The organism is Arthrobacter sp. K410C, assembly GCF_059090105.1.
Map to the genome: position 1 here is coordinate 66,457 of NZ_JBNHFJ010000007.1, position 26,052 is coordinate 92,508.

The following is a 26,052-nucleotide window of genomic DNA, read 5'->3' on the forward strand; positions in this document are numbered from 1 at the left end:
AGCCGGCTCCCCGCCGTTTCGCTAAGGTCAGCGGGCCAGACCGAGAAAGACCGCGAGGGACTGCTCCACGGAAACCATGGTTTCTGAATCGATCCGGCCGATTCGCTGCCCGAGATTGGCGCGGCGGACTGTGGTGAGCTTGTCCACCCTGATCTGGCTGATGCGTTCCAGCCCCGTCAGCGGACTGGGGTTTACGGTCAATCGGAGCAGTGGGGCATCCGTCAGGAATGAGGTCAGCGGGAGGAGTGTCACCGACTCCGACGCGGTAAAAAGGTCGTCCTGGACGATGAGTGCCGGGCCCGGCTTCTGTGCATAAGTTCCGCCGGACACGGTCCACAGCTCACCACGGTTCACTCCGGCCAGGCTTCCGATATCTGTTCGATGAAGTCCTGGTCGTCGCCGGCGCGGTCTGACGCGGCGACCGCCCGCGCCTGGCGCTGCGCCTCGTGCTTGAACTCCTCCGTGCGCGCGTCAGGAACCCACATCTGTATCTGCCGGAAACCCCGCTCCCGCATGGCGATGCGGTGGCCGGCAACGCGATCCCTGGCGCTCATAAGCCAATGGTTGCATGTAACGCTGGAGGAAGGGCGGGGAAGAAGCAGTACCTGCGAGAGGGTGAGGGGGGAAAACCGCTGAAGGTCGGAGGGCCTCGGACTGAACGGCGGTAAAGCCAGCACTCCCGGGTAGTGCCCCGCGGGCCGGCCTTGTTAAGATTGCCGGGTTCGCAGTGTTGGTTTCTGGGGAGGGGGCCTTGCGCTGCGGCACAGGCTCCGGGCTCAGCCGGAGCTGCTGGGGGGAATAGACAGAGGGCGTGGCCAGGGACAAGTTTTTCCTGGCCCGGCCGGGCACAGCCTGCGAAAGCATGCGCGCCTGTTCACCCCAGGACGCATCGGTTCTTAGGAGATCCCAATGTCATTCCCTCAGCGATTTGGAAGCTCTCGTGGCGCGGTGCTGGCGGCCGTTGCCGCGGTGGCGCTGGCAGCCCAGCCCGCCGCCGCATCCATCCCGACGGCGGAGAAACCTGTGGTGCCCCGGCCCGCAGAAAGCGGCCGGTACCTTGTCAGCTTCAGCAAAGGTACCGACGTCGCCCAGGAGGCCGCGTCCCTGCGATCCAATGGCGTCCAGGTCGGAAGGACCTTCTCCGCAGCGGTCCGGGGAGCCGCGGTGACAGCCACCAAAGCACAGGCAGCCGCCCTGGCCCGCTCGCCCCGCGTGACCGCCGTCGAACCGGATGAGCCGGTCCAGGTCTTCGATACCCAGCAATCGCCCCCGTGGGGCCTGGACAGGGTGGACCAAAGCATTCTTCCGCTCTCCGGCACCTTCACGCCTCCGTCCTCCGGGGCAGGCGTCAATGCGTACGTCATAGATTCCGGTGTCCTCGCCCAGCACCAGGAGTTCGGGGGCCGGGTGGCGGCAGGCTGGACTGCTGTTGAGGACGGCCGGGGCAGCAGCGACTGCAACGGCCACGGCACCCATGTTGCCGGAATTGTCGCCGGCCAGACCTACGGGGTTGCCAAGGCCGCAACCGTCGTGCCGGTCCGGGTTCTCGACTGCAACGGCAACGGCTACATGTCCGACATCGTGGCCGGCCTCGACTGGATCGTTGCCCACCACCCCGCCGGGTCTCCCGCGGTGGCCAACCTGAGCCTCGGCGGTCCCGCCAGCACCATGGTGGACACTGCCGTCCAGGGAGTCATTTCCGACGGGATCACGGCTGTGGTGGCCGCCGGAAATTCCGCAGCGGACGCCTGCACCAGTTCCCCGGCGCGGGTGCCCGAAGCACTTACTGTCACAGCAAGCGATTCCTCCGACCGGCAGGCCACCTTCTCGAACCACGCCAGCTGCGTTGACCTGTATGCGCCCGGTGTTGGCATCACCTCTGCCATCCATTCATCCACCACCGCGGCGGCCACCGTGAGCGGGACTTCCATGGCAGCTCCCCACGCTGCCGGTGCTGCGGCCGTTATTCTGTCCAGGATTCCCGAAGCCACGCCGGCGGAGGTGACGGCCGAGCTCTCCTCCACAGCCACTCTCGGCGTCATCACCAATGCCTCGGCCGGTACTCCGAACCGCCTGCTCAACATCGGCCCGGTGCCTGCCCCGTTCCCGGCTGCAAGGGATTTCACGGGAGACGGGAAGTCGGATCTTCTGGCCCGTGACTCCGGCGGAACACTGTGGACCTACCCGGGCACGGGCACGGGCCTGTTCGGCTGGCGCGTCGCAGTAGGTGACGGCTGGAATGTCATGACCGCCATCAGCGCCGCCGGCGACCTCACCAGCGACGGCAAACCCGACCTCGTCGCCCGTGACTCCAACGGCACCCTCTGGACCTACCCCGGCACCGGCAACGGCCTCTTCAGCTGGCGCATCAAAGTCGGCGACGGCTGGAACGTCATGACATCCATCAGCGCCGCCGGGGACCTGACCGGCGACGGCCTGCCGGACCTCGTGGCCCGTGACTCCAACGGCACCCTCTGGACCTACCCCGGCACCGGCAACGGCCTCTTCGGCTGGCGCATCAAAGTCGGCGACGGCTGGAACGTCATGACCGCCATCAGCGCCGCCGGCGACCTCACCAGCGACGGCAAACCCGACCTGGTCGCCCGCGACTCCAACGGCACCCTGTGGACCTACCCCGGCACCGGCAACGGCCTCTTCGGCTGGCGCATCAAAGTCGGCGACGGCTGGAACGTCATGACCGCCATCAGCTGACGCCCTGCCAACCGGCTGGGGGACGCTCCGCCCGGCGGTAACGCGCCAGTAACGCCCCCGGCGGTGTAATACCCTCGGGGGTCTGGCTCGGTCATAAGGGCGTGGGCAATGGCAGATTCTCCCCCGAATGCTACGGGCCGGATCTTCATCAGCTACCGGCGGGAAGAGACTGCGTACCCGGCAGGCTGGCTGTACGACCGGCTGGCTGACCGGTACGGCGGCGGGCAGGTCTTCAAGGACGTCGATTCCATCCAGTTGGGCGACGACTTCGTGGAGGCGATCACCAGGGCCGTCGGGTCCTGCGACGTGGTGCTCGTGCTGATCGGCGATGAGTGGCTCACCATTGCTGATGAGCATGGCCGGCGCCGGCTCGACGATCCTGACGATTTTGTGCGCCTCGAGGTCCAGGCCGCCCTGACCCGCAACGTCCGGGTGATCCCCATCCTGGTGGACAAGGCGAGGATGCCGCGGGCCGATGAGCTGCCGGAGAGCCTGGCACGGTTAACGCGCCGGCAGGCCCTGGAGTTCAGCCCTGCGCGCTTCGAGTTCGATACCAGCCGGCTGTTCAAGGTCCTGGACACCACCCTTGCGGAGGTGCGGAGAAACCAGGACGACGGCGGGATGGCGGCCGGGGCGGGAAACGCTGCCACCGCCGTCTTGGACCAGGAGGCGCCCATGCCGGTTCCGGCCGCGCCCCAACTCGGGGACAGGCAGCGCCGGCGCCTCCCCACGCGGGCGCTGGTCCTGGCCGGGGCGGCCGCCGTCGTCGTGGTCCTGCTGGTGGTCCTTCTCGTGGCGAACCTGCAGCCGAGATCGTCGCCGGATGCCAACTCCGGCGGCGGAGCGCCGGTCCAGGCCGGGGGCGGGATCGAAATCGACTCCTCGCCGGTGACCAGCGAGGACGGGCTGCGCCTGACGGGGCTGCAGGCGGCAAGCCGGCGCGATCCCGAGTCTCCCCGCGTGGGTGACACCGTCACGGTGAGCTATGCCCTGACGAACACGACCGACCAGCGGCTGGAGCTGGAGTACACGTTTGTGGGGGTCCGGGACCCCGCTGACGAACACCGGGATACCGAGGACATGAACGAAGGGAAGGTCCTCGAGCCCGGCGAAACCGTCAACACCCAGGGCCGGGTCCTGATCGACAGCGCCGGCTCGTGGACAATCTGGCCCTGCTATGTGCTGGCCGGGGAACGCTTCTGCCCTGACAGGTGGCAGGAGTTCTTCGTCCTGGCCGAATAGCCGGCGTCGATTGAAGGGGAAGCGGATGGAGCGCGGTGAGGAAGGACCCGTGCGGGCGCGGAGGATCAAGGCCGTCCCTCCGCCTGCCACGGCGGATCCCACGTGGGACCGGCTGGAGGACCAGATCAGCTGGTACGACAGCAGGAGCGGGGACAACCAGCGGCGCTACAAATGGCTGAAGCTCCTGGAGCTGGCTGTCGCGGCGGCACTGCCGGTGGTGGCCGGCATCGGAAGCCCGGCCCTCGCGACCGGCGCGCTGGCCGCCGTCATCGTGGTCCTGGAAGGCGCCCAGCACCTCTACCAGTTCCAGGAGCGCTGGATCACGTACCGCTCCACCGCGGAGGCCCTCAAGCACGAGCGCTACCTGTACCTGGCCAAGGCCGGACCCTACCTCGGCGCTGACCGGCACCGGCAGCTGGCGGAGCGGATCGAGGGCCTGATCTCCCAGGAGCACGCCAAGTGGACCACCAGCCAGCAGCAGGCGCCGAAGGGTTCGGAAGAGGGTTAGGCCGCGGGTCATGCGATCCGCGTGAACCTACTCGGCGATGTCCTCCGCCCAGAGTTCAGGGTGGGCGGACTGGAAACCCCGCATCATGTCCACGCACCGCTCATCATCCAGGACCACCACCTCAACCCCGCGTGACCGCAGAAGCTCGAGTTCGCCGTCGAACGTCCTTGCCTCCCCCACCACCACGCGGGGAATCTTGAACTGGATGATGGTCCCGGCGCACATGGCACAAGGGGCCAGGGTGGTGTAGAGCGTGGTGTCCCGGTAGCTTTTCTGCCGGCCGGCGGCACGGAGCGCGGACATTTCCCCGTGCGCGATCGGATCTGCATTCTGGACCCGTTCGTTATGCCCCCTTGCCACGATCATGCCGTCGCGGGCGAGAGCGGCTCCGATCGGGATACCGCCTTCGGCCAGGCTCTTCTGCGCGGCCTGGTAGGCGGCTTCAAACCCGGAGTCGGCGGTGGCTTGCGGCGCGGTGAAGTGGTGCTGTTCGTGGGTCATGGCGTCATTCTCGCATGCGGTCTTTACGCAGGCTCGTCGGCTGGCCGCCGGTACGAGGACCCCGACGCCGTCCTCTCCAACAGCTCGAAGTCGACGAGATACCTGCGCAACAACACGACGTCGTCCGTGTAGTTCAGGAGCCGCTCGTTCACCTGCCGCTCGGTCAGGTCCTCCCCAGGCCGGATGGCCTGGCCCACCACCCACGCCAGAAGCTCACGCCGGTCGGCGGGGCTGGCCGGGTACCGGTCGATCCGGCCAAGCCGCAGGAAGCGGTCCACCCCGGTCTTCGGCTGGCGCTTCGGGTGCTGCGACAGGAGATCCCGAAAGACCGCGTCCGTGGCCTCAAGGCCCTTGTTCCCGGACCACTCGACCAGGCCCGCCTCAAGCAGGGCACCGACCGCCTTCGAACGCCGCTGTTCCTTCAGCCCCGGGAGGACATCCTCGCCGAGCACAATCTGGGCATACGCGGTCCGGGCATCCTGCTTCGCAAGCGCCGCCATAACCCTGCGCCAGTGCGGTCCGCTCAGACCAGAGACTCCGTTCAAAGCCACCTCCCATGGCTGCAGCCGAGCCGGCAGGCCAATCCCGCGTGGCCGTAAGCTCGGCGAAAACTGAGCTAAAGCTGGGACAGCAGCCTACGTCCCGCCTATACGATTCCCCTAGATTGGCAGGCCGCGCGCCTCCAGTGAACTGAAATGGGGGAAATACATGCAGGAACTTAGCCGCATCTACTGGACTCGCCAGGGCCTTCGCCTGGCCTACTCAGCCGTGGTGGTCTGGCTCGCCGTCGCCGTGATGAACGCGCTCATGCCGAAAGCCGCACCTGTTGCCGGCACGGGACCTTCCACCGTCGGGGAGGTTCTGGGCAATCTGGTCAGCGGCGTCGTCGCTGCGGCTTCACTGCCCGGCGTCGCCGCCGTCGCGCTCGGCATCGTGGCAATTGGAAACCGGGTTCGGCCGGCGGTGCAACCGCCCCGCCGAGCACGGCGACCACTTCTATCCGTGGTCCAAAGGCGGATCCACCAGTCTTCAGAACTTCGTCGCCGCCTGCGCCCGGTGCAACCGGGCCAAACGCGCCCGGATCCCGTCGCCGGGCCAGCAGCAACGGCTTGAACGACGACGGCGGGACTACGTCGCGTCCGACGCTTTCGTCAGCGTCGGCGAACGGCAGCCGCTCCCCTGACCGCGCTACATCCGCGTGCGTAAGGCCGAACGTGGGTTCACGGAAGACGGCCGCGACCTCTTCGACCGCGGAGCGCGGGCTCGTGAGGACAGACATTTCCAATCCGGCCAGGAGGGCGGCAGCAGGTTCCATGCTGGCCTGGGCGAGGACGACGACGTCGCAACGGCCTGCGAGCGCACGCGCCGCCTTGGCGATGCTTGCGTGATAAGCATCCGAATCGCCGGCCAGGAAAGCGTCCCACGCACCTTCGACCACGCTGACCTCGACGGTGATGTCCCTTCCCACTTCCGCAGCCTCCTCGGCGAGGAGGCGGGTGGTTGGTCCAACGGTGCTGGTGAGGGCCACCAGGACGCCGACCCGCGGTCCGAGGGTCACGGCCCGGCGGAGCATCGGCCGGTCGATCCGGATGACCTTCACGCCGTCCCCCGATAGTTCCTCCGCGATCCCGCCCAGCGTGGAGCAGGTGCAGAGGACCACCCCACACCCGTCTCCGCGGAGTGCCGCGAGGTGGTCGGCGACGACGGCCCGCACGCCCTCCGGCGTCGTGTCCTGCCGGGCAAGCTCGAGTGCCTCGGGATCCACGCGGTGGACAGCGGCGGCGGAGGGCAGAAGCTCCCGGGCCAGCGCCTCGAACGTTGCCACGTGGACCTCCGCCGTGTGGAGGAAACCGACGGTGCGGGCAGTGTCGGGGCAAAGTTCCGTCATGGAGCCTGACTGTAACAGAGCGCTCCGGGGCCTAAGGCCACGTCGCGGCGCGCTCTGCGTTCACGCGACCATGTGCCCAGTCAGTCCCAATTGCGCCAACGGGGTCCGTGGTGGATTCGACCTTGGCTCGGACTACCGAGTTGCTCGCGCCGGGGTTGGCGCTCCAGGCGAGCGCGGCAACTGCAGCAACAATGGGCGAAGACATCGACGTGCCGCTGCCGATGTCATAACCCTGAGAACGGTTGTACTCCCGGGCAATAACAAACCTGTGGTTGGGGAACGTGGAGTAGACGCTAACCCCCGGCGCTGCAACATCCACCCAGGGGCCATAGGTGGAGAACGACGCCTTCTTGTCCTCGTTGTTGGTCGCCCCCACGCCAATGACGTTGGCGTACGCGCCCGGATACATCATGGTGGTGTTACCTCCGTTGCCGGCTGCAGCAACGAGCAGGACGTTCGCGTTCCAGGCGTTATTGACCGCAGTTTGCAGAGTGGTTGAAGATCCCACAGCAAGGCTCATGTTGATGACCTTCGCGCCACTCTTGACCGCCCAGTTGATGCCGTTCGCGAGACCTGAGCTGGACCCCATCCCGGAGTCGCTAAGGACTTTGCCGGCAAGAATGGTGCAGCCTGAGCACACGCCGGCGACACCAATGCCGTTATCTGCCGTCGCGGCAACGATGCCGGCAACGTGCGTGCCGTGGCCGTAGTTGTCCTCGTTGTTTCTCGAAGTGGTGAAGTTGGCCCGTGCAACGACCTTCGGATTGATGTCGGGGTTGTCGGTGGCGACGCCGGAATCGAGGACAGCCACTTTGATGCCGTTGCCGGTGGTGATCTTCCACGCTTCGACCGCGTCGACGTCTGCATCCACCGTGCCGGCAGCTATCTCGATGGTGCCGGCCGTGTTGGTGAATGGTTGCCCATTGTTCTGCAATGCGTACTGGTCTTTGAAGTAGGTGTCGTTTGAGGCCGGCGTGACCACGTAGTCCGGTTCGGCATATTCAACCACCGGGTTCCTGCTCAGGGCTTCGATGAGCTGAAGCTCCTTCCCGGCCGGTACGGTGATGACGCGTGCGCCGGTGCTGCCGACCCCGGGACCGTCAGTGAGTCCGTGCTGTCGCAGCACGCCCGCGGCCGCGCCGCCGTCGCGGAACTTTACGAGGATCTGCCCCGCCGTAATGGCGGGGTCGGGCGCGGCACCGGCCGGGACGACGGCGCCCAACAGGGTGCCAACAACCATGACAACAGCGGCAAAGCCAGCCAGCACGAGCTTTTTCATAAGGGTCATCTTCCGCGCCCGGGCGCCGGTTGCATAGGGGGAAGGCCCCCTCAAAACGTCTCGCCGCTGGCCAGCAAGGACAGGCCCCTGCACCAGCCCATTTCCCCCTCTAACACTGGCGCGCCGGCAGTCCTACACTGGCTGTTATCCCCATTGGTTGCGGCCCGAAGGAGGAGCCATGGAGGTCATCGAAAAGGTGCGTGAAGGAATGCATGTCGTGGCGTCTGATGGGAAAAAGGTCGGCAAGGTCAAAGACCTGAGAATGGGTGATCCGGAGGCGATTACCGCGCAAGGGCAGACCGACCCGGAAACAGGGGGCCTGGTTAACACCGGGATTGCGACTTTTGCTGCGAATTCAAAGTTGCCCCACCATACCGCGGAGAGGTTGCTGCGGATCGGTTATGTGGAAGTCGACAAATCCGGCCTCCTGACGGGCCACGCCTACTTTGCAGCGGATGAACTGGACCGGGTGGAGGACGACACCCTCTGGCTCAAAGAAGGTCTAGCTGGGGACAGGAACGCCGGATAGAAGGCTGCCCACCTAGGCCTTGGTCAGTGTAAAGATCCCGTAGCGCATGGCACCGGTGCGGTAGGCCAGGATCATGCGAGGAATGCTCATAACGGTGCTGCGGTTGCGTGCGCCAAGGGCGACGCGGCGGGTCTCGCGATCGACAAGCAGGGCCTTCAACAGCCGGCCGGCGCAGATGGACCATGTCCGGGCAACCCGGCGGCTAACGTCCTCATAGCCGGTGACCGCAAAGCCCGCCGCCGTTGCCATCGCCTCATACTCCTCGCGCGTGCCCATCGACGGCAGCCGCCCTTCGCGGCAGATGGGCTCCAGCAGGTGCCGGACCTTCCAGCCACTGGCACCAGCGTCGGCGAGCCACGCACAGACCACCAGGCGGCCGCCGGGCGCGAGCACGCGGTGCGCCTCGGCGAAGAATTCCGGCTTGTCGACCATATGCTCGCTGGACTCGATCGCCCAGGCCGCATCAACGGAAGCATTGGCCAGGCCGTTGACCAGCCAGTCGCGGACATGGATGTCGACGTCCGGTACGGGATAAGCGGCAGCGTAGCGGGCCTGCTCGGTGGAAAGCGTGAAGCCGGTGACGCTGACCCTGTGTTTCGCCGCGAGCCGCCTGGCAGTGGCGCCATAGCCGCAGCCGATGTCCACGCACGACTGGCCGGGCAGAAGGCGCAGCCGGTCGCCGACATTGTCTGCCAGCGCCTCGACGGCCTCGCCCGGCGTCTCGGAACCCGTCGCCCACAGCCCGTGATGGACATGGTCCCCCCACACCCGGCGATACACGGGATCGAGCTCGTCGTAGTGATCCGCCACCGCCACGGCGTCCTGGGAGATATCGGGGACTATCACGCCCTGACCCTACAACGGCGCTCCCTACCGCAGGAAGGGTACGACGGCGGCACTCGCCGCCCGCCGTCGTCGTGCCTCACGGGTGCACCAGCACCTTCACCGCTGTGTCCTTGTGGTTGATGAGGGTGTCGAAGCCCTGCTCCACCAGGTCCTCCAGCGCGATCCGGCCGGTGCTGAACGGCTTGAGGTCCACCGTGCCCTCCTGCACCATCCTGATCACCGCGGGATGGTCACGGACGTAGGCGATGCTGCCGCGCAGGTCGATCTCCTTGAGCACCAACTTCTGCATGTCCACGGTGGCCGGCGCACCCCAGACGGCACGTTCGCACCACTCCCCCGGGCCGCGGCGTTCTCCTGACTGGTCCAGCACGTGACCCGCAACCCCGTTGAACGCCGGCCTTCTCATTGCGGGCCGCCCCGCCCCTCAACAGCCAAAACGCTGCCAATCGGCCTTAGTAGTAAGCAATCGCTTATCCCTTGACGGAACAGAACCCGCCCTGTAACAGTTAGGCGTGGGCGAACCGATGGAGAACCACGAACGGACTGGCGCGGCGTCAGTCCGCGGTGGGCTCCCTCAAGGTTCCGCGGCCCCGCCGCCACTCCTGGAAGTCCGTGGACTGACCAAAAGTTTCTTCGGGATCCCCGTGCTGGAAGACGCCCACCTTACCCTTCACCGGAGCCAGGTCCACGGGCTCGTTGGCGAAAACGGCGCCGGAAAGTCCACCCTGATGAAAGTCCTTGCGGGGGTCTACCAGCCGGATGCGGGAACGGTGCTTCTGGAGGGCCAGGAAGTCAGTTTCAGCCACCCCACAAAGGCCCACGAAGCCGGGCTTTCCTCGGTATTCCAGGAGTTCAATCTCCTTCCTGACCGGACCGTGGCGGAGAACATCTACCTGGGCCGGGAGCCCCGCCGCGGAGTCCTAGTCAACAAGGCGCTGATGAATGCCAAAACGGCGGAGTTGCTGGAGTCGCTCGGGATCACCGCCATCCGGCCCACCGCGCAGGTGCGGAGCCTGACCGTCGCTGAGCAGCAGGTGGTGGAGATTGCGAAGGCTGTCAGCTACGACGCCCGGATCGTTTCCATGGACGAGCCCACCGCCGCACTGGCCGGCGCCGAAGTTGAGCTCCTCTACCAGATCGTGTCCCGCCTCCGGGAACGTGGAACGGGCATCCTCTATGTGTCCCACCGGCTTCGGGAACTCTTCGACCTGTGCGACGTCATCACCGTCCTGAAGGACGGCCGCGTGGTCAGCACCGGCCCCGCCTCGGAACTCGACGATACAAAGCTGGTCCGGCTGATGGTTGGCAGGCCCATTTCAGCCTTCTTCCCTGACAAACTGCCGGAGACGGACAGCGGTGCCGGCGTCCCCGCAAAGCCCATGCTCGAGCTGCACGATGCCGGAAACGGCCAGCTGGACGGAATCCGCTTCAGCGTCCAACCGGGTGAGATTGTGGGAGTGGCCGGTCTTCAGGGCTCCGGCCGGACTGAACTGCTGCACGCCATTTTCGGCGCCGCCCCCTTTACCCGCGGCACCATGAAGGTGGAGGGCCGGGACGTCCTTCCCAAGTCGACGCGGGAGGGCGTCCGGGCGCGCATGGCCCTCATCACGGAAGACCGCAAAGCCGAGGGCCTGAGCCTTAATCAATCCATCCTGAACAACGCGCTGACCGTTATCAGATCGGTCTTCCCGCGCCGCACCCAAGCTGTCCGGACCGAGATCCCTGGCGTGTTCTCCTCCCTTGAGGTCGTGGCCCGGGACCTGGACCAGGAGGTGCAATATCTCTCCGGCGGGAACCAGCAGAAAGTGGTCCTTGCCAAGTGGCTGGCCATCAGCCCCCGCCTGGTCCTGCTGGATGAACCGACCCGCGGCATAGACGTGGGAGCCAAAGTGGCAGTGTACCGGCTGATGCGCAAGCTGGCAGCCGAAGGCAAAGCCATCCTGATGGTCTCGAGCGAATTGCCTGAGGTCATCGGCATGTCCGACCGCATCCTGGTCATGCGCGACGGGCGCCTCGCCGGCGAGCTCCCGGCCGGGGCATCGGAGGAAGCCATCCTGCAGCTGGGAACCGGCGCCAGGACCGCACCCGGAGGAGGAACATGAAACAACGGGCCAGCCTAATCGAGCGCCTGTCCTCCACCCAGATCGTCTACCTGGTGGCGCTGCTGACGCTGATCGTCGGTGCCGTTCTTGTCAGCACAGTGGGGCGGAATTTCTTCAGCCAAGGCAACATCTCCAGCATCCTGACCGGAACCAGTGTCCTGGGTTTCATAGCCATCGGACAGACGCTGGTCATCCTGGCCGGCAGCCTGGACCTCTCGGTTCCCTATGTCACCAGCCTGGCCAGCCTTATTGCCGCCGGGGTGATGGCCAACAACCCGGGCAACGTCCTGCCCGGCGTGCTGCTCACGCTGGGTGCCGCGGCGGTCATCGGCCTGGCTAACGGGCTGATCGTGGCCCGGCTCAATGTGCACGGGTTCATCGCCACCCTGGGCATGGGCCTGATCATCAGCGGCTACCTCGCCACAAATTTCAAGGGCAGCTTTGGACAGACCCCGCTCTCGTTCCGGCTGATCGGGGCGACCGGCCTGGGGCCTGTTCCCATCTCGACCATCATTATGCTGGCCTGCGCGGGCCTGGCCATGCTGCTGCTCCACCGCACGCGGATGGGCCACCACCTCTACGCCGTCGGCGGCGACATTTCTGTCGCCCGGACCTCCGGAATACGCGTCGATGTGCCGGTCATCGCGGCTCATGTGATCTGCTCGGTGCTGGCAGGAATGGCGGGGCTGCTCCTCGCCAGCCGGCTGGGCGTGGGCAGCCCGACGGTAGGGTCCCAGGGCGGCTACGACCTGCTCTCCATCGCCGCGGTGGTCCTCGGCGGCACCCTGCTGGCCGGCGGCAAAGGGAGCATCACCGGCACCCTCGGCGGCGTCCTCATTTTCGCCATGCTGGACAACATCATGTCCGTCATGCAGATTAACCCCTTCCTCAAGGACGTGGTCAGGGGCGTGGTGATTGTGGTCGCCGTCGCCGTGTATGCCCGGCGCAGGATCGTGAACAGACCGGAGCGGTTCAGCTCGAAGGACTCCAATGAAGCGCCTGCGGCGCAGGCTGTATCCGCGGAGCGGCCATGAGCACGGCACTCCCCTCCGGGCGCAGCACAGTCCTCCGGCAGAACCGTGCCAGCCGTTCCGAACGGCTCCTGCGGGCCGTGCGCACTCCGGGCGGCGCCGTTTTTATCCTGTTGATCGGTCTCCTGGCCGCCATCATCGCGTTGAATCCCTCCTTCGGGGAGCCGGGCTCCTTCATCCGGTTCACCGGCAGGACAGCCCCGATCGCCATCGCCGCCGTCGGCCAGTACTTCGTGATTGTCGGCGGCGAATTCGACCTGTCGATGGGATCGGTGGTGACCATGCAGGTCATCGTCGCCGGCAACCTCATCCGGCAGGACGATTCCAGGGTGATACCGGTCCTGGTCCTTATGTTTGTGCTCGGTGCCTTCATCGGGCTGGTGAACGGACTGATCACAACGCTGCTGAAGGTGCCCAGCTTCATTGTGACGCTGGGCATGATGCTGGCCCTGCTCGGACTGGTCCTCTACTGGACCGGCGGCGCTGCCCAGGGGAACCCGGCGGATAGCTTCCGCCAGATCGGGCGCGGCGGTATCCAGGATGTCCCGGTCCTGGACATCATTCCCTACCCGGTCATTATCCTGACGGCGGTGGCCATCCTGGCCGTGGTCCTGATGCGCCGCCCCTTTGGCCGCATGCTCATCGCCGTCGGAGACAATCCAAGGGCTGCCGAACTGTCCGGTTCCCGCGTCTGGTGGGTGCGGACACGGGCCTTCATCATCTCGTCGCTGTCGGCCACCGTGGCCGGCATCCTGCTGGTGGGCTATGCGGGGGTCCACCCGTCGGTGGGGCGGGGCTACGAGTTCACGGCGATCACCGCCGTCGTGCTCGGTGGCGTGGTGCTGGGAGGCGGACGCGGCTGGGTCCTGTCCGCGGCGGCGGGCGCGTTCGCCCTCGAGGCGCTGTTTACCCTCCTGAACTTCATGGGTGTCCAGGCCACCTGGCGGGACACGGTCCAGGGGGTCATCATCATCATCGCTGTGGCAGCAGCGTCCAAGTCATGGCAGCGCAAACGCAAGGGAGCCACTTCCGCTGCCCATGAAGAACGGCACCGGCTAAGTGCAGCACCCATGCCCCACGAGGGCACCGAACAAGGAGGAAATCGATTCTGATGCGCAAACACCCTCTCCGCACGATCGCATTTGGGGCGGCGTTGCCGCTGGTGGTGCTGACAGCCTGCACCACCACGGATCCGTCGGTTACCGAAACGACGGCGCCGGGCGACGGCTCGCCCGCAGCAACCAGTCCGGCCAGCCAGGACTGGTTTGACCAGGAGCTGTACGATGACCAGTTTGAGCAACGATCGGCGACCTTCGAAGGGGACGCGGAACAGCCCTATCTGCAGTACATTGCCGGGGACATGACGGACACCGCGAAGTTCGCCTCATCCGGACCAAAGAAGGTCTGCTTCGCCAACGCCTCCATCTCGAACCCGTGGCGCCAGACCGGCTGGATCACCATGAACCAGCAACTCAAGGTCCTGCAGGACGCGGGGGTCATTTCCGAGATGGAAACCCGGGATGCCAAGGACAACGACAACACGCAGATCGCGGACATCGACTACTTCATCGACGAGGGAAACTGTGATGGGTTCGTCATATCGCCCAACTCGACGGCGGCACTGACCCAGGCCGTGGAACGTGCCTGCGAGACCGGCAAGCCTGTGGTGGTGTTTGACCGCGGCGTGGAAACCGACTGCGCCACCACGTTCATCCACCCGATCGGCGGCTTTGCTTGGGGCATAGACACCGCCACGTTCCTGGCCGACAGGCTGGAGTCCGGCGACAAGGTGGTGGCCCTCCGCATCCTTCCCGGCGTGGACGTGCTGGAACACCGCTGGGCTGCGGCAAAGAAGATCTTCGAGGAAAAGGGGATCCAGGCCAGGGACTACTTCACCGGAGCGGACCCCACCGAGATCAAGAAAATCATCTCCGATGAACTCGCCACCGGTGACGTCCAGGGCGTTTGGATGGACGCCGGAGACGGTGCGGTGGCTGCCCTCGAGGCCTTTGAGGATGCAGGGAAGGACCTGCCGGTGATGACCGGTGAGGATGAGATGAGCTTCCTGACCAAGTGGAAGGAAACCGGAATCGATGCCATGGCCCCCGTCTACTCCAACTTCCAGTGGCGGACCCCGCTGCTGGCCATGGAAAAGATCTTCAAGGGTGAGCAGATCCCGGCCGAATGGGTTCTCCCGCAAGAGCCCATCCTCGCCGACGAACTGGACGACTGGCTGCAGCGCAATGAGGGGATGCCCGGCGGGCACTACGCAAAGTTCGGCGGAGAAGACCTCCCCGGCTACCCGGACGTCTGGCAAAGGCGGCAAATGCCCTGACAGTGCCCTGCGGCCGGCATTGAGGGGAGCAGCGTGAGGCGTCTTATCGGGATCAGCACGTGGGTCTGGGATTCTCCGTTGACCGACGCCAACCTGGGCGGACACCTGGCGAGGATCGCCGCGATGGGGTTTGACGCCGTCGAACTGCCGCTGGAAAACGCCGGCGACTTCACGCCCGCCGCGGTCCGTGAGTGCCTGGAGTCCACGGGGCTGACACCGTTTCTTGTCGGTGCCATGGCGCCGGGGCGGGACCTCGTGTCCGCTGCCCCGGCATCCGTGGAGAAGACGCAGGCCTACCTCATGGACTGCATCAGCATGGCCGCCAGCATCGGTTCGCCCACTGTGTGCGGTCCGTTCTACGCCCAGACCGGCCGGGTCTGGCGGATGTCGCCCGGGCAGCGTCGGGAGGCCTACGCCGAACTGCGCCACAACCTGGAACCGGTGGCGGCCCGGGCCCGGGAAGCGGGCGTGGTGCTGGGCATTGAACCGCTGAACCGGTATGAGACATCCCTGATCAACACGGTGGACCAGGCGCTGGAGGCGCTGGAGCCGTTGCTGGGCAACGGCGTCGGGCTGGCTCTGGACAGCTACCACCTGCACATCGAAGAGCGTTCGCTGGCCGCCGCGGTCCGGGCGGCCGGCGAACACGTGGTTCACGTGCAGGTTTGCGGGAACGATCGCGGCGCCCCCGGGGGTGACCAGACCGACTGGGAAGGCTTCTTGCACGCCCTGGACGAGGTGGGCTACAGCGGCCCGTTGAACATTGAAAGTTTCACTGCGGACAATGCCGCGATTGCCGTGGCGGCCTCAATCTGGCGGCCGCTGGCCCCGGACCAGGACGAGTTGGCCGCCAGAGGCCTGGCTTTCCTGCGCGGCCTATGACCGTTTTGCGGTCGCGGCGTGCGCCAGGTGCAACCGGCCAAGAGCGCCGGGATTCCGTTGCCAGGCCAGCAGGAAAGGCTGGAACGACGACGGCGGGACTTGCCTCCCGCCGTCGTCGCACCCCTACGGGTGCACCAGCACCTTCACCGCCGTGTCCTTGTGGTTGATGAGGGTGTCGAAGCCCTGCTCCACGAGGTCCTCCAGCGCGATCCGGCCGGTGATGAAGGGCTTGAGGTTCACCCTGCCCTCCTGCACCATCCGGATTACGGCGGGGTGGTCGCGGACGTAGGCGATGGTGCCGCGTAGGTCGATCTCCTTGAGCACCAGCTTCTGCATGTCCACGGTGGCCGGCGCACCCCAGATGGCCACGTTCACCACCACTCCCCCGGGCCGGACGGCGTCGAGCATGGTGTCCAGTACGGCGTTCACGCCGGCGCACTCGAACGCGACGTCGGCCCCGCGCCCGCCGGTGAGCTCCAGCACCCGCGCCGGGACGTCCTCCCGGCTCGGGTCCAGCACCTGGTCCGCCACCCCGGCGGAGGTGGCCTTCTCCTTCCGGGCCTGGGACAGCTCGCTGACGATGGTGGTCACGCCCAGGCCCTTGAGGACAGCGGCGGTCAGCAGCCCGATCGGCCCCGAGCCGCCCACCAGCGCGGTATCGCCCGCCTTCACGCCGCTGCGCTCCACCGCATGGTGGGCCACGGACAGCGGCTCGATCAGGGCGGCCTCGTCCAGAGGAATGTCGCCGATGGGGTGCACCCACCGCCGGTCCACCACAATCGTCGCGCTCAGGCCCCCGCCGCCGCCGGAGAGTCCGATGAAGCCCATCTGCCGGCACAGGTGGTAGCTGCCCGCCTGGCACATGTCGCAGGTGCCGTCCACGAAGTAGGGTTCGACGACGACGTTGTCCCCCACCGCGAGCCCCTCTACCCCTTCGCCGATCTCAGACACGGTCCCGGAGAACTCGTGCCCATGGTGATCGGCGCGTCCTCGTGGGACAGCGGGTGCGGGTGCCCGCGGGCGGGGACAAAGATGGGCCCCTCCAGATACTCGTGCAGGTCGCTGCCGCAGACGCCGCACCACGCGACGTCGATCTTCACCGCCCCGGCGCGGAGCTCCGGTTCCGGGATGTCCTCGATCCGGACGTCCTCGCGGCCGTGGAAACGTGCTGCCTTCATGATGATCCTTTCATTCTGTTCATTCTGTGAACGTGATCTTCAGAGCCCTCGGGCCCCTGCGACGGCGGCGGCCCGGCCGCGAATATCCCCGGGCCGGGTATGCCTGGCCTGTAGGGACCTTTGGCTGGGTCTGTTGGGAATTCAGCGGCCGCGGCGCGCCGGGTGTTGGCTAGCACCGAGACGCCGTAGAGCGCTGCGGCGGGGGTTCCGACGGCGGCGACCACCGCGGCCAGCGGCGTCACGGCGCCGCCCTGCGCCAGCAGGAGCCCAGCGGGACCCTGCAGCGCGGTGGTGGCGCATCCCACCCACGTGGCCAGCGCCGCCACACGGGCGCGCGATGCCGATCCCCCGAGGAGGAGCGGCGCCAGGAACCCTCCAAGCGCGGCGATACCGGTGACGACCAGGACGGTGCGTTGTGCGATCGCGTCCATGCCGAGCGGCCCGCTGGTTCCCGGACCGACAACGCCCCAGGAGAGCATGGCGGCGGCAAAGCTGAGCATGCCAATACCCGCGATGCCCCTGACCCAGGCCTATCGGGGAGGACGCACTCCGGCGGCAAGAACCGTCCCCCACCTGTCCTCCGCGTACAGCGCCAAAAGGAACGCAAGGGCGAGGGCCATCAGGCCGAACCCGCCGTAGATGATCGCGAACGTCCAGCCCTCGAGGTTTCCCTCGCCTCCAGAACTGACATTGCCTTCCACTGCCAACTGCAGCAGGCTGCCCAGCGGGAGCCCGAGAAGGATCGGGGCCAGCAGCCCGGTGGCGCCGCCGGCAACGATGAAGACCAGCCACCCGGGGACGCGCCGCCCCCACGGCTGGATCAGCGCCAATCCGAGCACCACCGCCAGGACGTCCATGCCGATGGTGATGATGTTCCCGGTGACGAAGCGCATGGTTCCCATCTCGCCGACGCCGCTACGCGCCCTCATGCCGAAGTCCGAGCCGGCCAGCCATGCAATCTTGATCAGGACGTAGGGCGTCACCGCCACCACCAAGGTGCAGAAGGCGGCCAGCTGCCAGCGCCGTTTATGTGTCATTCTTTGCTCCCCCAAGCGTTTTAGAGACTCTTCTCCAGATGACCGTCTCCAGAATGGCATTGCATGGGCGGAATGCCCAGATCCAGCTCCTGTTCCTGACAGGCTCACCCGCGGGCCCTAACCAGCCGTTCAGCGGGTGTGGTGGCTGGGCTGCAGTTCGTACACCGGCGTCTCCAGCCCCTCCATCCGTGCCTTGAGCTGCAGCGCCAGGTAGGAGGAGTAGTGCCGGCTCTGGTGCAGGTTGCCGCCGTGGATCCAGAGGTTGGGGACATTGGTTGGTTTCCACATATTGCGCAGCTCCCCCTCCCACGGACCAGGGTCTTTTGGCGTGTCCGAGCCGTAGCCCCAGCACTTGCCGACGCGGTCCGCGATTTCGGGCGAAACCAGGTCCGCCAGCCAGCCGTTCATGGAGCCGTACCCGGTGGCGTAGACGATCAGGTCGGCCTCCAGCTCGGTGCCGTCGTCCATCACCACGGCATTGCCGGTGATCTTGGAAACCTGGCCGGACTTCAGCTTCACCCGGCCGTCGATGATCAGCTGGGAGGCGCCGACGTCGATGTAGTAGCCGGAGCCGCGCCGCAGGTACTTGAGGAACAGGCCGGACCCGTCCACGCCGAAGTCCAGCTCGAACCCGGCGGCCTCCAGCTGCGAGTAGAACTCCGCGTCCCGCTTCGCCATCTCCTGATAGACGGGAACCTGCGCCTCGGGCAGGATGCGCATGGGCAGCGAGGCAAAGAGCAGGTCGGCCTTCTCCGTGGTCACCCCGGCAGCCAGCGCCTTCTCCGAGTACAGGTCCCCCAGCGCCAGGTCCATCAATGACTCGCTGCGGGCGATGTGCGTGGAGGAGCGCTGCACCATGGTGACGTCGGCGCCGTGCTCCCAGAGGTCCGCGCAGATATCGTGCGCGGAGTTGTTGGAGCCGATCACCACCGCCTTCTTCCCGGTCCAGTTCCCGCCGCCGGGGTGTTGTGAGGAGTGCCGCTGCTCCCCCAGGAAGGACTGTGCGCCGTCGAACGCCGGGATGTTCGGGTAGCCGGAGACGCCCAGCGCGAAGACGAGCTGCTTTGGCCGGAGGGTTACAGGCGACCCGTTCCGGAGGACGCTGACCGCCCATTCCTGCGCGCCGTCGTCGTACTCCGCGCCCACGCACTCGGTGCCGGACCAGTAGTTCAGCTCCATGATCCGGGTGTAGTGCTCCAGCCAGTCGCCGATCTTGTCCTTGGCGGCGAAGACGGGCCAGTCGTCCGGGAACTTCAGGTAGGGCAGGTGGTCGTACCAGACGGGGTCGTGCAGGTGCAGGGACTTGTAGCGGTTGCGCCAGGAGTCGCCCGGGTTCTGGTTTTTCTCGACCACGATGGTGGGCACGCCCAGCCGCCGCAGCCGCGCCGCGAGGCCGATGCCGCCCTGCCCGCCACCGATGATCACGCAGTAGGGCTGCTCCTCGTAGCCGAGCCGCGCCTCCTGCTCCTCCTTGAGTTCCTTCCAGGAGCGGCGGCCGCGGATGATTTCGTGTGCCACGCCCTGCTCGCGGCGCGGGCCCTTCTTCTCCTCGAAGCCCTTCAGCTCCTGCATGGTGGTCAGCAGCGTCCAGCATTTGCCGTTCCGGAGCCGGAGGTGGCCGTAGCCGCGGGCGGCGCCGGTCTCGAACGTGATCCAGGCTTCCACGGTCCCGTCGGCGGCGGCGCTGCCGGTGGCGTCCTCGGCGAGCGCCCAGTTGGCCGGCTGCACGTGGTCCAGCGTGGTCTGGAGCATCCGGCGGATCTCCGCCTTGCCCTCCAGCGTTTTCAGGTTCCAGGTGAACGCCACGAAGTCGCGCCAGTAGCTGTCGTCCTCGAAGAGGTCCAGCGCGGCGTCCACGTCGCGGCGCTGCAGTGCGCCGTCCAGGCTGGCCAGCCAGGCCTGCGCGGCGGCGGTGGGTGTTTCGGTCATCTCCACTCCTTTGTGTGCGGTTCCTCAGGTGGTGCGGGCGGCTCCGGTCCGCCGGGGTCCCTGCGGTATGCTGGGTCGGGCGTGAGCTGCATCACTATTGGAACGCGGCGGGGGTAACAAGCGCGTTACACGGGCACTGCCGGCAAGGACGCCGGCGGTGAGGAGGAGACGGTGGACTACGGCCTGAGGTTCTCGGAACCGGCGAAGTACGCGCGTGCCCTGCGCCGCGCGCACGAGCTGGTCATCTCCGGTGTCCCGCGCCCGGAGATCCCCGTGCCGCTGGCGGAGTCGTGGCGCCGGTCCATGGCGCTGGGCATCAGCCCGGACCAGCACAGCCCGCGGCACCTGCACGATCCGTCCGAGGTGCTGCAGCTGCGGCGGGAGCACCGGCTGCAGCGGGTGATGCCGGCGCTGCAGGACCTGCTGGCCGACGATTCGAGTTCCGGCCGGCACCTGCTGGTGCTCACCGACGCGACCGGCGAGATCCTGTGGCGGGTGGGCAGCCGGGAGGCGCTGCGCCGGGCGGACCGGCTGGAGTTCTCCGAAGGCGCGGACTGGTCCGAGGCGGGGATCGGCACCAACGCCATCAGCGAGGCGCTGGTCACCGGCGGGCCGGTGCAGCTGTTCTCCGCCGAGCACCTGGTCCGCACCCACCACGACTGGGCCTGCACGGCGGCGCCCATCACGGACCCTTTGACGGGCGCGTTGCTGGGTATCCTGGACGTCTCCGGGCCGCTGGACACGATCAGCGCGGACACCTTGCGGATGGTCCGGTGCGCGGTCCGGGTGGCGGAGTCACTGCTGGGAACGTCCGACGGCGGCGCCTTCTTGGGTGCGTCGTCTTCCGCGCGTGAGTCCCGGCAGGGTGTCAGCCCTGGTGTTGCGGTTTCGTCGCTGGAACTGCTGGGTGATAAACCAGCGGCGGTGTTTGCCGACGGGAGCAGGGTGCCGCTGACGCTGCGCCGGGCGGAGATCCTGGCGCTGCTGGACTCGCGGTCGCAGGGGTGGAGCGCCGAGGAGCTGGCGTACGAACTCCACGGCGATGCGGGAACACCCCAGGCCATCCGGACGGAAATGTTCCGGGTGCGGTCGATGCTGGGCGATGCAGTGGAGTCGAACCCCTACCGGCTTGCTGCTGCCCTGGCCGGGTGCTCGGATTCGGGGCGGGTGCTGCGGCTGCTGCGCGAGGGGCGCGTTGCCGAGGCGCTGGAGGCGTACACCGCTCCCTTGCTCAGCCGGTCCGGTGTTCTGGCAGTGCAGCTGCTTCGGGACCGGCTGGACCTTGCTATGGGATCGGCCGTGCGGACCAGCGGCGATGCCGAGCTGCTTATCAGATGGCTGTCCACGGACATGGGTGCTTCGGACTTCGAGGCCGTGGAGGCTCTGGGCAGGCTAGTTGGCCGGGGCGATGCACGCTACCTGTCGTTCCTGGCCGATTGCAGTAATTGAACTCGGGTCAGCGCGCCAAGCCGAGAAACTAGCAGCAACCGTACAAGTGCCGTACAGTTGTTGCTGGAGGTTTCTATGCCTAATACAAAATCACGCCGGCTTGAGTTGCGCACGGACGAGAGCACTGACGCTTTGATCACGGAGGCGGCCGAATTGCTCCACGTGACCAAATCCGCGTTCGTGGCCGACGCCGCACGGCAGGCTGCCCAGAAGGTTGTCTCGCGGGCGGACATGACGCTGATGGCCCCGGAGGTCTTCGACGTGATGATGGCTTCCCTCGATACCCCCGACGAGTCCGAGGGACTTGCGGCACTGGCCAAACTTCCCCGACTGATCGGGTGACTGGCGAATCGTCGCTCCGCATCGCCAGGCTCACCCCCGGGTATGATCTGGGGGCTTTTGACTGCGGCGAACCGGCCTACAACCAGTGGCTGACGGACCATGCCCTGCAGTCGGTCGAGGCCGGGGCGAGCATGGTCTACCTGTTTCTGGAGGAAGCGCCTGGCACTCAGGCGCACGTTATGGGGTACTTCGCAATCTGCCCCACCCTCGTAATTCGCGATGATATGCCGAAGCCACTCCAGCGGAAAGCGCTCCGCAGTGCACCAGGCTGGCTCTTGGCCAAGCTGGCCCTCGACCGCACCAAGCGCGGCGATCACTTAAACCAGTGGGGCTCGCAGTTGCTGCGGGCAGCCCTGGAGACGATCATCCGTGCCTCAGAGATAGGCGGTGGCCAGATCATTGTGGTCGATGCGGACAACGCCGGGCTGGTCGAATGGTACGGACGCCACGGCTTTGCTGCCACCGGTAGGAGCAATCTGCGGATGTACATGAAGGTGGCAACGGCCAGGAAGTACCTGGGGCCTGCCGAGTAGCGTCCGTCGGACAAGTTCTCCGGCCAGACCGGCCCAGCACGCGGGTAGCCACAAGATAGTCGGACGGCCTGGGGCGTGCTGCCAATGCCCGATCTGCACAGCCCAGCGCTTGATCCCCGGAAGCGTCGGCGCTGATAAGCAGAGGGATCGTGACGTGTGCGGGCGCGAACCGCTCTGCGATCATAAGACGGTGGCGCAAAAGTTAGCGGTGCGATGGATCATGCCGCTCGCGACCGTGTTCATCGTCGTCGGGCTCCTGATTGGCATGGCATGGTTCTTCCAACGCACACTCGTTTATTTTCCCGATCGCCGCCAGCCACGCCCGGCCGCCGAGCTGTTACCCGGAGCCAAGGAAGTCGCGCTCACGACGAGTGACGGCCTTGAGCTCGGCGCGTGGTACTTGCCAGCCTCAGCCGGCTGCCGCGCGACCGTGCTCGTCGCACCGGGCAACGGCGGCAACCGGGCTTATCGGGCAGGGCTGGGACGAGCGATCAGCGAACTCGGGTTCGGCGTGCTGCTCTTCGACTATCGCGGTTACGCGGCGAATCCCGGGTACCCGTCCGAGGAAGGTCTCGCGCGCGATGTCCGCGCCGCTCGCGAGTTCCTGACAGGTGCGGCAGCAGTACCGGCGGGCGCGCTCGTCTATTTCGGGGAGAGCATTGGCGCCGGGGTGGTCACGGAGCTCGCCACCGAGCACCCTCCGGCCGCGATGCTGCTGCGCTCACCTTTTACCTCGCTCGCCGACGTCGGCCGGGCAGCCTACGGTGTGCCGGTGGGCTGGATGCTTCGCGATCACTACCCGGTACGCGAGAACGTAGTGCGAGCGGGCATCCCCACGGCCGTGGTCTACGGGAGCGCGGACACCATCGTGCCCGCACAGCAGAGCCGGGACGTGGCTCAGGCGGCCCGGGACGCTGGAAACGACGTCATCGAGGTGGAGGTAGCGGCGGCGAACCACAACGATGCAGCACTGGCGATGGGTCCCGAACTCGTCGGTGCCCTCATCGATGTGGCTCGCCGCGGCGGGGCGACCGGGTGCCCGTGATGGCTCAGGACGCCGAGTACAGCGCCGCGCAGGGATGGCGCGGGCCGGCGGCGTATGTGAGATGGAGACGGGTTTTGGCCGCCGGTGCTCCCGTGCGGCCGAGCACGCCGACCACTTCTATCCCTGGTCCAAGGGCGGATCCACCAGCCTTCAAAATTTCGTTGCCGCCTGCAGCCGGTGCAACCGAGCCAAAGGCGCACGGATCCCTGCTCCCGGGCAACAAATGCGGTTGGAGCGGCGAGGCCTCACCTACGTCCCGCTTGACGGTGCCGTGGCCGTCGGTGAGAGGCAGCCGCTTCCGTAGCCCGCCGACATCGTCTTGGCATCAACTTGTCCTGTCCGCTGCCCAAGGTTGGCGCGGCGGACGGTTCACTCCGGCCAGTCTTCCGAAATCTCCTCGATGAAGTCCTGGTCGTCCCGCGCACGGTCCGCGGCAGCAACAGCCAGTGCCTGCCGCGGCGCTTCACGCTTGAACTCCTCAGTACGAGTGTCCGGCACCCACATCTGAATCTGCCGGAGGCCACGCTCACGCATAGCAATCCGGCGCCGTGCAGCGCGATCCCTGACACTCATGATCCATCGTTACATGTAACGGCTTGGCCGGCACTTGGGAAGTGCGAGAGCGTCGCCGAAAAACCTGCAGGAGGTGATAGGGCGTCTCCGGAAAAGCGGCGTTAGGTGACAGGGGGTTTGGGGAAAAGGGGCAGGAAGTGATGAGGCGTCGGATTAGAGGGAAGCGCCTCCGCAGATGACGTAGTTTTGGCCGGTGATGGACTTGCCGTGCGGGCCCAGCAGGAACGCGGCCAGGGCGGCTACGTCCTCCGGCTCCACCAGGGCTCCCAGCGCCGGCATCTTGACCGGGGTTGCGGCGCGGCCGGGGTCCTTCAGCATCGGGGTGTCGGTGGGGCCCGGCGACAGCACGTTGACGGTGATCCCGCGCGGCGCGAGCTCCTGCGCCCAGGTCCGGCCGAGTCCCATGAGCGCGGCCTTCGTCGCGGCGTAGTGGCTTTTGCCCGGCATCCCCGTGGAGGTGCGGCTGCCCAGCAGAACGATCCGGCCGCCGTCGGGCATGGACGGCACTAGGGCGTTGGCCAGCACGGATGCGGCCGCCACATGGACCGCGAACATCCCCGCCAGTGCGGACGGGTCAAGAGAACCCAGGTGGGCGGTCCGCTGGAACCCGGCTGCGTGCACCAGTGCATCGGCAGGCCGCAGCCCCGCAACAGCGTCCACCAGGGACTCGGGCTCGGACAGGTCCGCCCGCAGCCACTCGAACTTTCCGTCCAGCGATGTCGGGGTCCGGCTCAATCCCGTCACGGCCCACCCGTCCGCCAGCAGGCGGCGGGTTATGGCAAGGCCGATGCCCGAACTGCAGCCCGTGACCACCGCATGCTGCTCAGCCGGCATCGATTCAGCCGGCTCAGTCATTGATCGAACCGTCCTCGAGGCCGCCCGGCGTTTCAGTGCCCTCGTACGCCCACTGCGGGTCCACCCGCACGAACTTGATGGCCTGCCGAAAGTACGTGTACGCGATGTTCAATGCACCGTCCGGGCCCTGGTGGATGGACGGGTAGGAGTACTCGCGGTTGAGTCCGTCGCGGGAGTTGTTGGACAGGCAGTACCCGTCCCCCACGTCGAGGTTCCGGCGGATGGGCCAGGACCGGCCGGAGTCCTCGGAGATGGCCAGCGTCATCGGCGAGCGCGGTGTCCCCCAGAAGGCGCGCCGCTCGCCGTCGGAAGCAGAGACAGCTCCAGGCACCGGCTCAGCGACCTGCCCCTGCTCCTCGGCCAGGCCGTCGTCGTCAATCTCGTCGTAGAGGGACAGCCGACGCTCCGTGTCCTCCCCCGCCCGGCTGTGGTTGTACACCAGCGCCAGACGGCCGTCGGCGAGCGTGGTGAACTGGATGGACGAGTTGTTGTTCGGCAGCTCGGTGGGAACCGGCTCGCTCCAGGTGGAACCGCTGTCCGTGGAGCGGGACTCGTAGATCGAGTCCGCCCAGCGGCTGCGGAACAGGGCCAGCAGCGAGCCGTCCGCCACGGGCTGGATGTTCATGTGGACGCAGCCCAGGCTGCCCGGCAGGACGTGCTCGGTCCAGGTGGCACCGGCTTCGTCCGAAATCATCACGGCGCTGTCGTCGCTGTTGCCCACCCATTTCTCCCCCGGCGTGGTGATGCAGCGGAAGATCGGCACGATCAGCCGGCCGGACGGCAGCACCACCGGCAGCTGGCGGACAAACACGCCGCCGGTTTCGTTCGCGGGGAACAGCGCCTCCACCTCACCCCACGTGCGGCCGCTGTCCGTGGAAATACGACGGCGGACCTCGGCGGTGTCCTGGTTGCCCGCCTTCTGCGCGGTGTACAGCAGCCACAACGCACCATCGGGGGCGGTGAACAGGATGGGGTTCTGCTCCGAGCGGGTGGAGTCGTTCGAGAGCTGTTCCGGTTCGGACCACTGGCTGCTGCCGGGCTCCAGCGCCGAGAACCAGATGGAGATGTCCGGCACGCCCTCCTGGGTGCCGCCGAACCAGACGCAGCCCAGCCGGCCGTCCGGCAGGGTGAGGAGGTTGGCGGCGTGGCTCTGCACGGTAGGGGCGGGCAGGTAGGCGAAGTCCGCGCCGTCGGCCCGCTTCACGGCCCCGTCCGGGGTGATGGTGCTGTACGCGTCGGTGGTGGTGTTTGTCATG

28 protein-coding genes and 2 pseudogenes are annotated in these 26,052 nt (G+C 66.8%); 16 read left to right on the forward strand and 14 right to left on the reverse strand.

Annotation, left to right across the window (positions count from 1 at the left end; all coding sequences use genetic code 11):
- Window positions 1–27 precede the first annotated feature (27 nt).
- The gene (locus tag AC5RU7_RS12000) at window positions 28–354 is read right to left on the reverse strand and encodes a type II toxin-antitoxin system PemK/MazF family toxin (RefSeq protein WP_494052408.1); all 327 of its coding nucleotides are present in this window, start codon (window positions 352–354) and stop codon (window positions 28–30) included.
- On the reverse strand, window positions 351–554 hold the full coding sequence (locus tag AC5RU7_RS12005) for an antitoxin MazE-like protein (protein WP_494052409.1): 204 nt from the start codon (window positions 552–554) through the stop codon (window positions 351–353). Before AC5RU7_RS12005 ends, AC5RU7_RS12000 begins: the two co-directional genes overlap by 4 nt.
- A 355-nt stretch (window positions 555–909) precedes the next feature.
- On the opposite strand from AC5RU7_RS12005, the gene AC5RU7_RS12010 reads away from it, so the two are divergent.
- The 3 genes from AC5RU7_RS12010 to AC5RU7_RS12020 all read left to right on the forward strand — a co-directional run bounded on the left by AC5RU7_RS12010 (window position 910) and on the right by AC5RU7_RS12020 (window position 4,462).
- The gene (locus tag AC5RU7_RS12010; RefSeq protein ID WP_494052410.1) at window positions 910–2,712 is read left to right on the forward strand and encodes a S8 family serine peptidase; all 1,803 of its coding nucleotides are present in this window, start codon (window positions 910–912) and stop codon (window positions 2,710–2,712) included.
- 108 nt (window positions 2,713–2,820) lie between these two features.
- A complete protein-coding gene (locus AC5RU7_RS12015; RefSeq protein WP_494052411.1) occupies window positions 2,821–3,954 on the forward strand; it encodes a toll/interleukin-1 receptor domain-containing protein in 1,134 nt (377 codons plus the stop codon).
- A gap of 25 nt (window positions 3,955–3,979) precedes the next feature.
- Window positions 3,980–4,462 (forward strand): DUF4231 domain-containing protein, encoded by a 483-nt coding sequence (locus AC5RU7_RS12020; RefSeq protein ID WP_494052412.1) that lies wholly within the window; start codon window positions 3,980–3,982, stop codon window positions 4,460–4,462.
- Window positions 4,463–4,489: 27 nt separating this feature from the next.
- Here AC5RU7_RS12020 and AC5RU7_RS12025 read toward each other — a convergent pair whose 3' ends face one another.
- Both AC5RU7_RS12025 and AC5RU7_RS12030 read right to left on the reverse strand, forming a co-directional pair.
- A complete protein-coding gene (locus AC5RU7_RS12025) occupies window positions 4,490–4,963 on the reverse strand; it encodes a nucleoside deaminase (RefSeq protein WP_494052413.1) in 474 nt (157 codons plus the stop codon).
- A gap of 23 nt (window positions 4,964–4,986) precedes the next feature.
- Window positions 4,987–5,514, reverse strand: coding sequence for a DUF2087 domain-containing protein (locus tag AC5RU7_RS12030; protein WP_494052414.1), 528 nt, complete (start codon window positions 5,512–5,514; stop codon window positions 4,987–4,989).
- 389 nt (window positions 5,515–5,903) lie between these two features.
- On the opposite strand from AC5RU7_RS12030, the gene AC5RU7_RS12035 reads away from it, so the two are divergent.
- Together AC5RU7_RS12035 and AC5RU7_RS12040 are read left to right on the forward strand one after the other, a co-directional pair.
- Window positions 5,904–6,146 (forward strand): HNH endonuclease, encoded by a 243-nt coding sequence (locus AC5RU7_RS12035; protein ID WP_494052415.1) that lies wholly within the window; start codon window positions 5,904–5,906, stop codon window positions 6,144–6,146.
- A 507-nt stretch (window positions 6,147–6,653) separates the two neighbouring features.
- Complete coding sequence (locus tag AC5RU7_RS12040) at window positions 6,654–6,860, forward strand: hypothetical protein (protein ID WP_494052416.1); 207 nt, start codon at window positions 6,654–6,656, stop codon at window positions 6,858–6,860.
- 22 nt (window positions 6,861–6,882) lie between these two features.
- On the opposite strand, the gene AC5RU7_RS12045 is transcribed toward AC5RU7_RS12040, so the two are convergent.
- On the reverse strand, window positions 6,883–8,139 hold the full coding sequence (locus AC5RU7_RS12045) for a S8 family serine peptidase (protein ID WP_494052417.1): 1,257 nt from the start codon (window positions 8,137–8,139) through the stop codon (window positions 6,883–6,885).
- 169 nt (window positions 8,140–8,308) lie between these two features.
- Here AC5RU7_RS12045 and AC5RU7_RS12050 point away from each other — a divergent pair, with 169 nt between their 5' ends.
- Window positions 8,309–8,659, forward strand: a complete 351-nt coding sequence (locus AC5RU7_RS12050) for a hypothetical protein (RefSeq protein WP_494052418.1) — start codon at window positions 8,309–8,311, stop codon at window positions 8,657–8,659.
- A 12-nt stretch (window positions 8,660–8,671) separates the two neighbouring features.
- On the opposite strand, the gene AC5RU7_RS12055 is transcribed toward AC5RU7_RS12050, so the two are convergent.
- Together AC5RU7_RS12055 and AC5RU7_RS12060 are read right to left on the reverse strand one after the other, a co-directional pair.
- Window positions 8,672–9,505, reverse strand: a complete 834-nt coding sequence (locus tag AC5RU7_RS12055; RefSeq protein ID WP_494052419.1) for an SAM-dependent methyltransferase — start codon at window positions 9,503–9,505, stop codon at window positions 8,672–8,674.
- 76 nt (window positions 9,506–9,581) lie between these two features.
- Window positions 9,582–9,824, reverse strand: a pseudogene (locus tag AC5RU7_RS12060) (2,3-butanediol dehydrogenase); the annotation flags it as partial.
- Window positions 9,825–10,029: 205 nt separating this feature from the next.
- Between AC5RU7_RS12060 and AC5RU7_RS12065 the strand changes: the two are divergent.
- The 5 genes from AC5RU7_RS12065 to AC5RU7_RS12085 are packed head-to-tail and all read left to right on the forward strand — an operon-like array spanning window position 10,030 to window position 15,855.
- Window positions 10,030–11,607 (forward strand): sugar ABC transporter ATP-binding protein, encoded by a 1,578-nt coding sequence (locus AC5RU7_RS12065; protein WP_494052515.1) that lies wholly within the window; start codon window positions 10,030–10,032, stop codon window positions 11,605–11,607.
- A complete protein-coding gene (locus tag AC5RU7_RS12070; RefSeq protein ID WP_494052420.1) occupies window positions 11,604–12,641 on the forward strand; it encodes an ABC transporter permease in 1,038 nt (345 codons plus the stop codon). Before AC5RU7_RS12065 ends, AC5RU7_RS12070 begins: the two co-directional genes overlap by 4 nt.
- Window positions 12,638–13,750 carry an ABC transporter permease gene (locus AC5RU7_RS12075; RefSeq protein WP_494052421.1) on the forward strand — a complete coding sequence of 371 codons (1,113 nt, stop codon included), beginning with the start codon at window positions 12,638–12,640 and terminating at the stop codon, window positions 13,748–13,750. The genes AC5RU7_RS12070 and AC5RU7_RS12075 overlap by 4 nt, the downstream gene beginning before the upstream one ends.
- Window positions 13,750–14,973: a substrate-binding domain-containing protein gene (locus AC5RU7_RS12080; protein WP_494052422.1), complete on the forward strand. Its 1,224-nt coding sequence runs from the start codon at window positions 13,750–13,752 to the stop codon at window positions 14,971–14,973. Before AC5RU7_RS12075 ends, AC5RU7_RS12080 begins: the two co-directional genes overlap by 1 nt.
- Before the next feature lie 33 nt (window positions 14,974–15,006).
- On the forward strand, window positions 15,007–15,855 hold the full coding sequence (locus tag AC5RU7_RS12085) for a sugar phosphate isomerase/epimerase family protein (RefSeq protein WP_494052423.1): 849 nt from the start codon (window positions 15,007–15,009) through the stop codon (window positions 15,853–15,855).
- 123 nt (window positions 15,856–15,978) lie between these two features.
- Here the strand turns inward: AC5RU7_RS12085 and AC5RU7_RS12090 are convergent.
- The 4 genes and pseudogenes from AC5RU7_RS12090 to AC5RU7_RS12105 form a co-directional block, all read right to left on the reverse strand.
- Window positions 15,979–17,033: pseudogene (locus AC5RU7_RS12090) on the reverse strand (2,3-butanediol dehydrogenase).
- Window positions 17,030–17,533, reverse strand: a complete 504-nt coding sequence (locus AC5RU7_RS12095) for a hypothetical protein (protein ID WP_494052424.1) — start codon at window positions 17,531–17,533, stop codon at window positions 17,030–17,032. Before AC5RU7_RS12095 ends, AC5RU7_RS12090 begins: the two are co-directional and overlap by 4 nt.
- 30 nt (window positions 17,534–17,563) lie before the next feature.
- The gene (locus AC5RU7_RS12100; protein WP_494052425.1) at window positions 17,564–18,070 is read right to left on the reverse strand and encodes a hypothetical protein; all 507 of its coding nucleotides are present in this window, start codon (window positions 18,068–18,070) and stop codon (window positions 17,564–17,566) included.
- A gap of 129 nt (window positions 18,071–18,199) precedes the next feature.
- Window positions 18,200–19,999 carry an NAD(P)-binding domain-containing protein gene (locus AC5RU7_RS12105; protein ID WP_494052426.1) on the reverse strand — a complete coding sequence of 600 codons (1,800 nt, stop codon included), beginning with the start codon at window positions 19,997–19,999 and terminating at the stop codon, window positions 18,200–18,202.
- A 171-nt stretch (window positions 20,000–20,170) separates the two neighbouring features.
- Between AC5RU7_RS12105 and AC5RU7_RS12110 the strand changes: the two genes are divergently transcribed.
- From AC5RU7_RS12110 to AC5RU7_RS12130, 5 genes are all read left to right on the forward strand, one after another.
- Entirely contained in the window at window positions 20,171–21,448 is a 1,278-nt protein-coding gene (locus tag AC5RU7_RS12110) for a GAF domain-containing protein (protein WP_494052427.1), read from the forward strand.
- Window positions 21,449–21,523: 75 nt separating this feature from the next.
- Window positions 21,524–21,790, forward strand: a complete 267-nt coding sequence (locus tag AC5RU7_RS12115) for a type II toxin-antitoxin system TacA family antitoxin (RefSeq protein ID WP_494052428.1) — start codon at window positions 21,524–21,526, stop codon at window positions 21,788–21,790.
- Complete coding sequence (locus AC5RU7_RS12120) at window positions 21,787–22,323, forward strand: GNAT family N-acetyltransferase (protein ID WP_494052429.1); 537 nt, start codon at window positions 21,787–21,789, stop codon at window positions 22,321–22,323. Before AC5RU7_RS12115 ends, AC5RU7_RS12120 begins: the two co-directional genes overlap by 4 nt.
- A 220-nt stretch (window positions 22,324–22,543) precedes the next feature.
- On the forward strand, window positions 22,544–23,368 hold the full coding sequence (locus AC5RU7_RS12125) for an alpha/beta hydrolase (protein WP_494052430.1): 825 nt from the start codon (window positions 22,544–22,546) through the stop codon (window positions 23,366–23,368).
- Between the two features lie 61 nt (window positions 23,369–23,429).
- Window positions 23,430–23,672, forward strand: coding sequence for an HNH endonuclease (locus AC5RU7_RS12130; protein WP_494052431.1), 243 nt, complete (start codon window positions 23,430–23,432; stop codon window positions 23,670–23,672).
- A gap of 65 nt (window positions 23,673–23,737) precedes the next feature.
- Here AC5RU7_RS12130 and AC5RU7_RS12135 read toward each other — a convergent pair whose 3' ends face one another.
- From AC5RU7_RS12135 to AC5RU7_RS12145, 3 genes are all read right to left on the reverse strand, one after another.
- A complete protein-coding gene (locus tag AC5RU7_RS12135) occupies window positions 23,738–23,941 on the reverse strand; it encodes an antitoxin MazE-like protein (RefSeq protein ID WP_494052432.1) in 204 nt (67 codons plus the stop codon).
- Between the two features lie 153 nt (window positions 23,942–24,094).
- Entirely contained in the window at window positions 24,095–24,775 is a 681-nt protein-coding gene (locus AC5RU7_RS12140; protein ID WP_494052516.1) for an SDR family NAD(P)-dependent oxidoreductase, read from the reverse strand.
- A gap of 13 nt (window positions 24,776–24,788) precedes the next feature.
- The gene (locus AC5RU7_RS12145; RefSeq protein ID WP_494052433.1) at window positions 24,789–26,051 is read right to left on the reverse strand and encodes a sialidase family protein; all 1,263 of its coding nucleotides are present in this window, start codon (window positions 26,049–26,051) and stop codon (window positions 24,789–24,791) included.
- Window position 26,052 lies beyond the last annotated feature (1 nt).

Coding starts and splice junctions, on each gene's coding strand:
- AC5RU7_RS12005 (WP_494052409.1), bottom strand. CDS start 554: ATGAGCGCCAGGGATCGCGTTGCCGGCCACCGCATCGCCATGCGGGAG.
- AC5RU7_RS12010 (WP_494052410.1), top strand. CDS start 910: ATGTCATTCCCTCAGCGATTTGGAAGCTCTCGTGGCGCGGTGCTGGCG.
- AC5RU7_RS12015 (WP_494052411.1), top strand. CDS start 2,821: ATGGCAGATTCTCCCCCGAATGCTACGGGCCGGATCTTCATCAGCTAC.
- AC5RU7_RS12020 (WP_494052412.1), top strand. CDS start 3,980: ATGGAGCGCGGTGAGGAAGGACCCGTGCGGGCGCGGAGGATCAAGGCC.
- AC5RU7_RS12025 (WP_494052413.1), bottom strand. CDS start 4,963: ATGACCCACGAACAGCACCACTTCACCGCGCCGCAAGCCACCGCCGAC.
- AC5RU7_RS12045 (WP_494052417.1), bottom strand. CDS start 8,139: ATGACCCTTATGAAAAAGCTCGTGCTGGCTGGCTTTGCCGCTGTTGTC.
- AC5RU7_RS12050 (WP_494052418.1), top strand. CDS start 8,309: ATGGAGGTCATCGAAAAGGTGCGTGAAGGAATGCATGTCGTGGCGTCT.
- AC5RU7_RS12065 (WP_494052515.1), top strand. CDS start 10,030: ATGGAGAACCACGAACGGACTGGCGCGGCGTCAGTCCGCGGTGGGCTC.
- AC5RU7_RS12070 (WP_494052420.1), top strand. CDS start 11,604: ATGAAACAACGGGCCAGCCTAATCGAGCGCCTGTCCTCCACCCAGATC.
- AC5RU7_RS12075 (WP_494052421.1), top strand. CDS start 12,638: ATGAGCACGGCACTCCCCTCCGGGCGCAGCACAGTCCTCCGGCAGAAC.
- AC5RU7_RS12080 (WP_494052422.1), top strand. CDS start 13,750: ATGCGCAAACACCCTCTCCGCACGATCGCATTTGGGGCGGCGTTGCCG.
- AC5RU7_RS12095 (WP_494052424.1), bottom strand. CDS start 17,533: ATGCTCAGCTTTGCCGCCGCCATGCTCTCCTGGGGCGTTGTCGGTCCG.
- AC5RU7_RS12100 (WP_494052425.1), bottom strand. CDS start 18,070: ATGACACATAAACGGCGCTGGCAGCTGGCCGCCTTCTGCACCTTGGTG.
- AC5RU7_RS12105 (WP_494052426.1), bottom strand. CDS start 19,999: ATGACCGAAACACCCACCGCCGCCGCGCAGGCCTGGCTGGCCAGCCTG.
- AC5RU7_RS12115 (WP_494052428.1), top strand. CDS start 21,524: ATGCCTAATACAAAATCACGCCGGCTTGAGTTGCGCACGGACGAGAGC.
- AC5RU7_RS12125 (WP_494052430.1), top strand. CDS start 22,544: ATGCCGCTCGCGACCGTGTTCATCGTCGTCGGGCTCCTGATTGGCATG.
- AC5RU7_RS12130 (WP_494052431.1), top strand. CDS start 23,430: ATGGAGACGGGTTTTGGCCGCCGGTGCTCCCGTGCGGCCGAGCACGCC.
- AC5RU7_RS12135 (WP_494052432.1), bottom strand. CDS start 23,941: ATGAGTGTCAGGGATCGCGCTGCACGGCGCCGGATTGCTATGCGTGAG.
- AC5RU7_RS12140 (WP_494052516.1), bottom strand. CDS start 24,775: ATGCCGGCTGAGCAGCATGCGGTGGTCACGGGCTGCAGTTCGGGCATC.
- AC5RU7_RS12145 (WP_494052433.1), bottom strand. CDS start 26,051: ATGACAAACACCACCACCGACGCGTACAGCACCATCACCCCGGACGGG.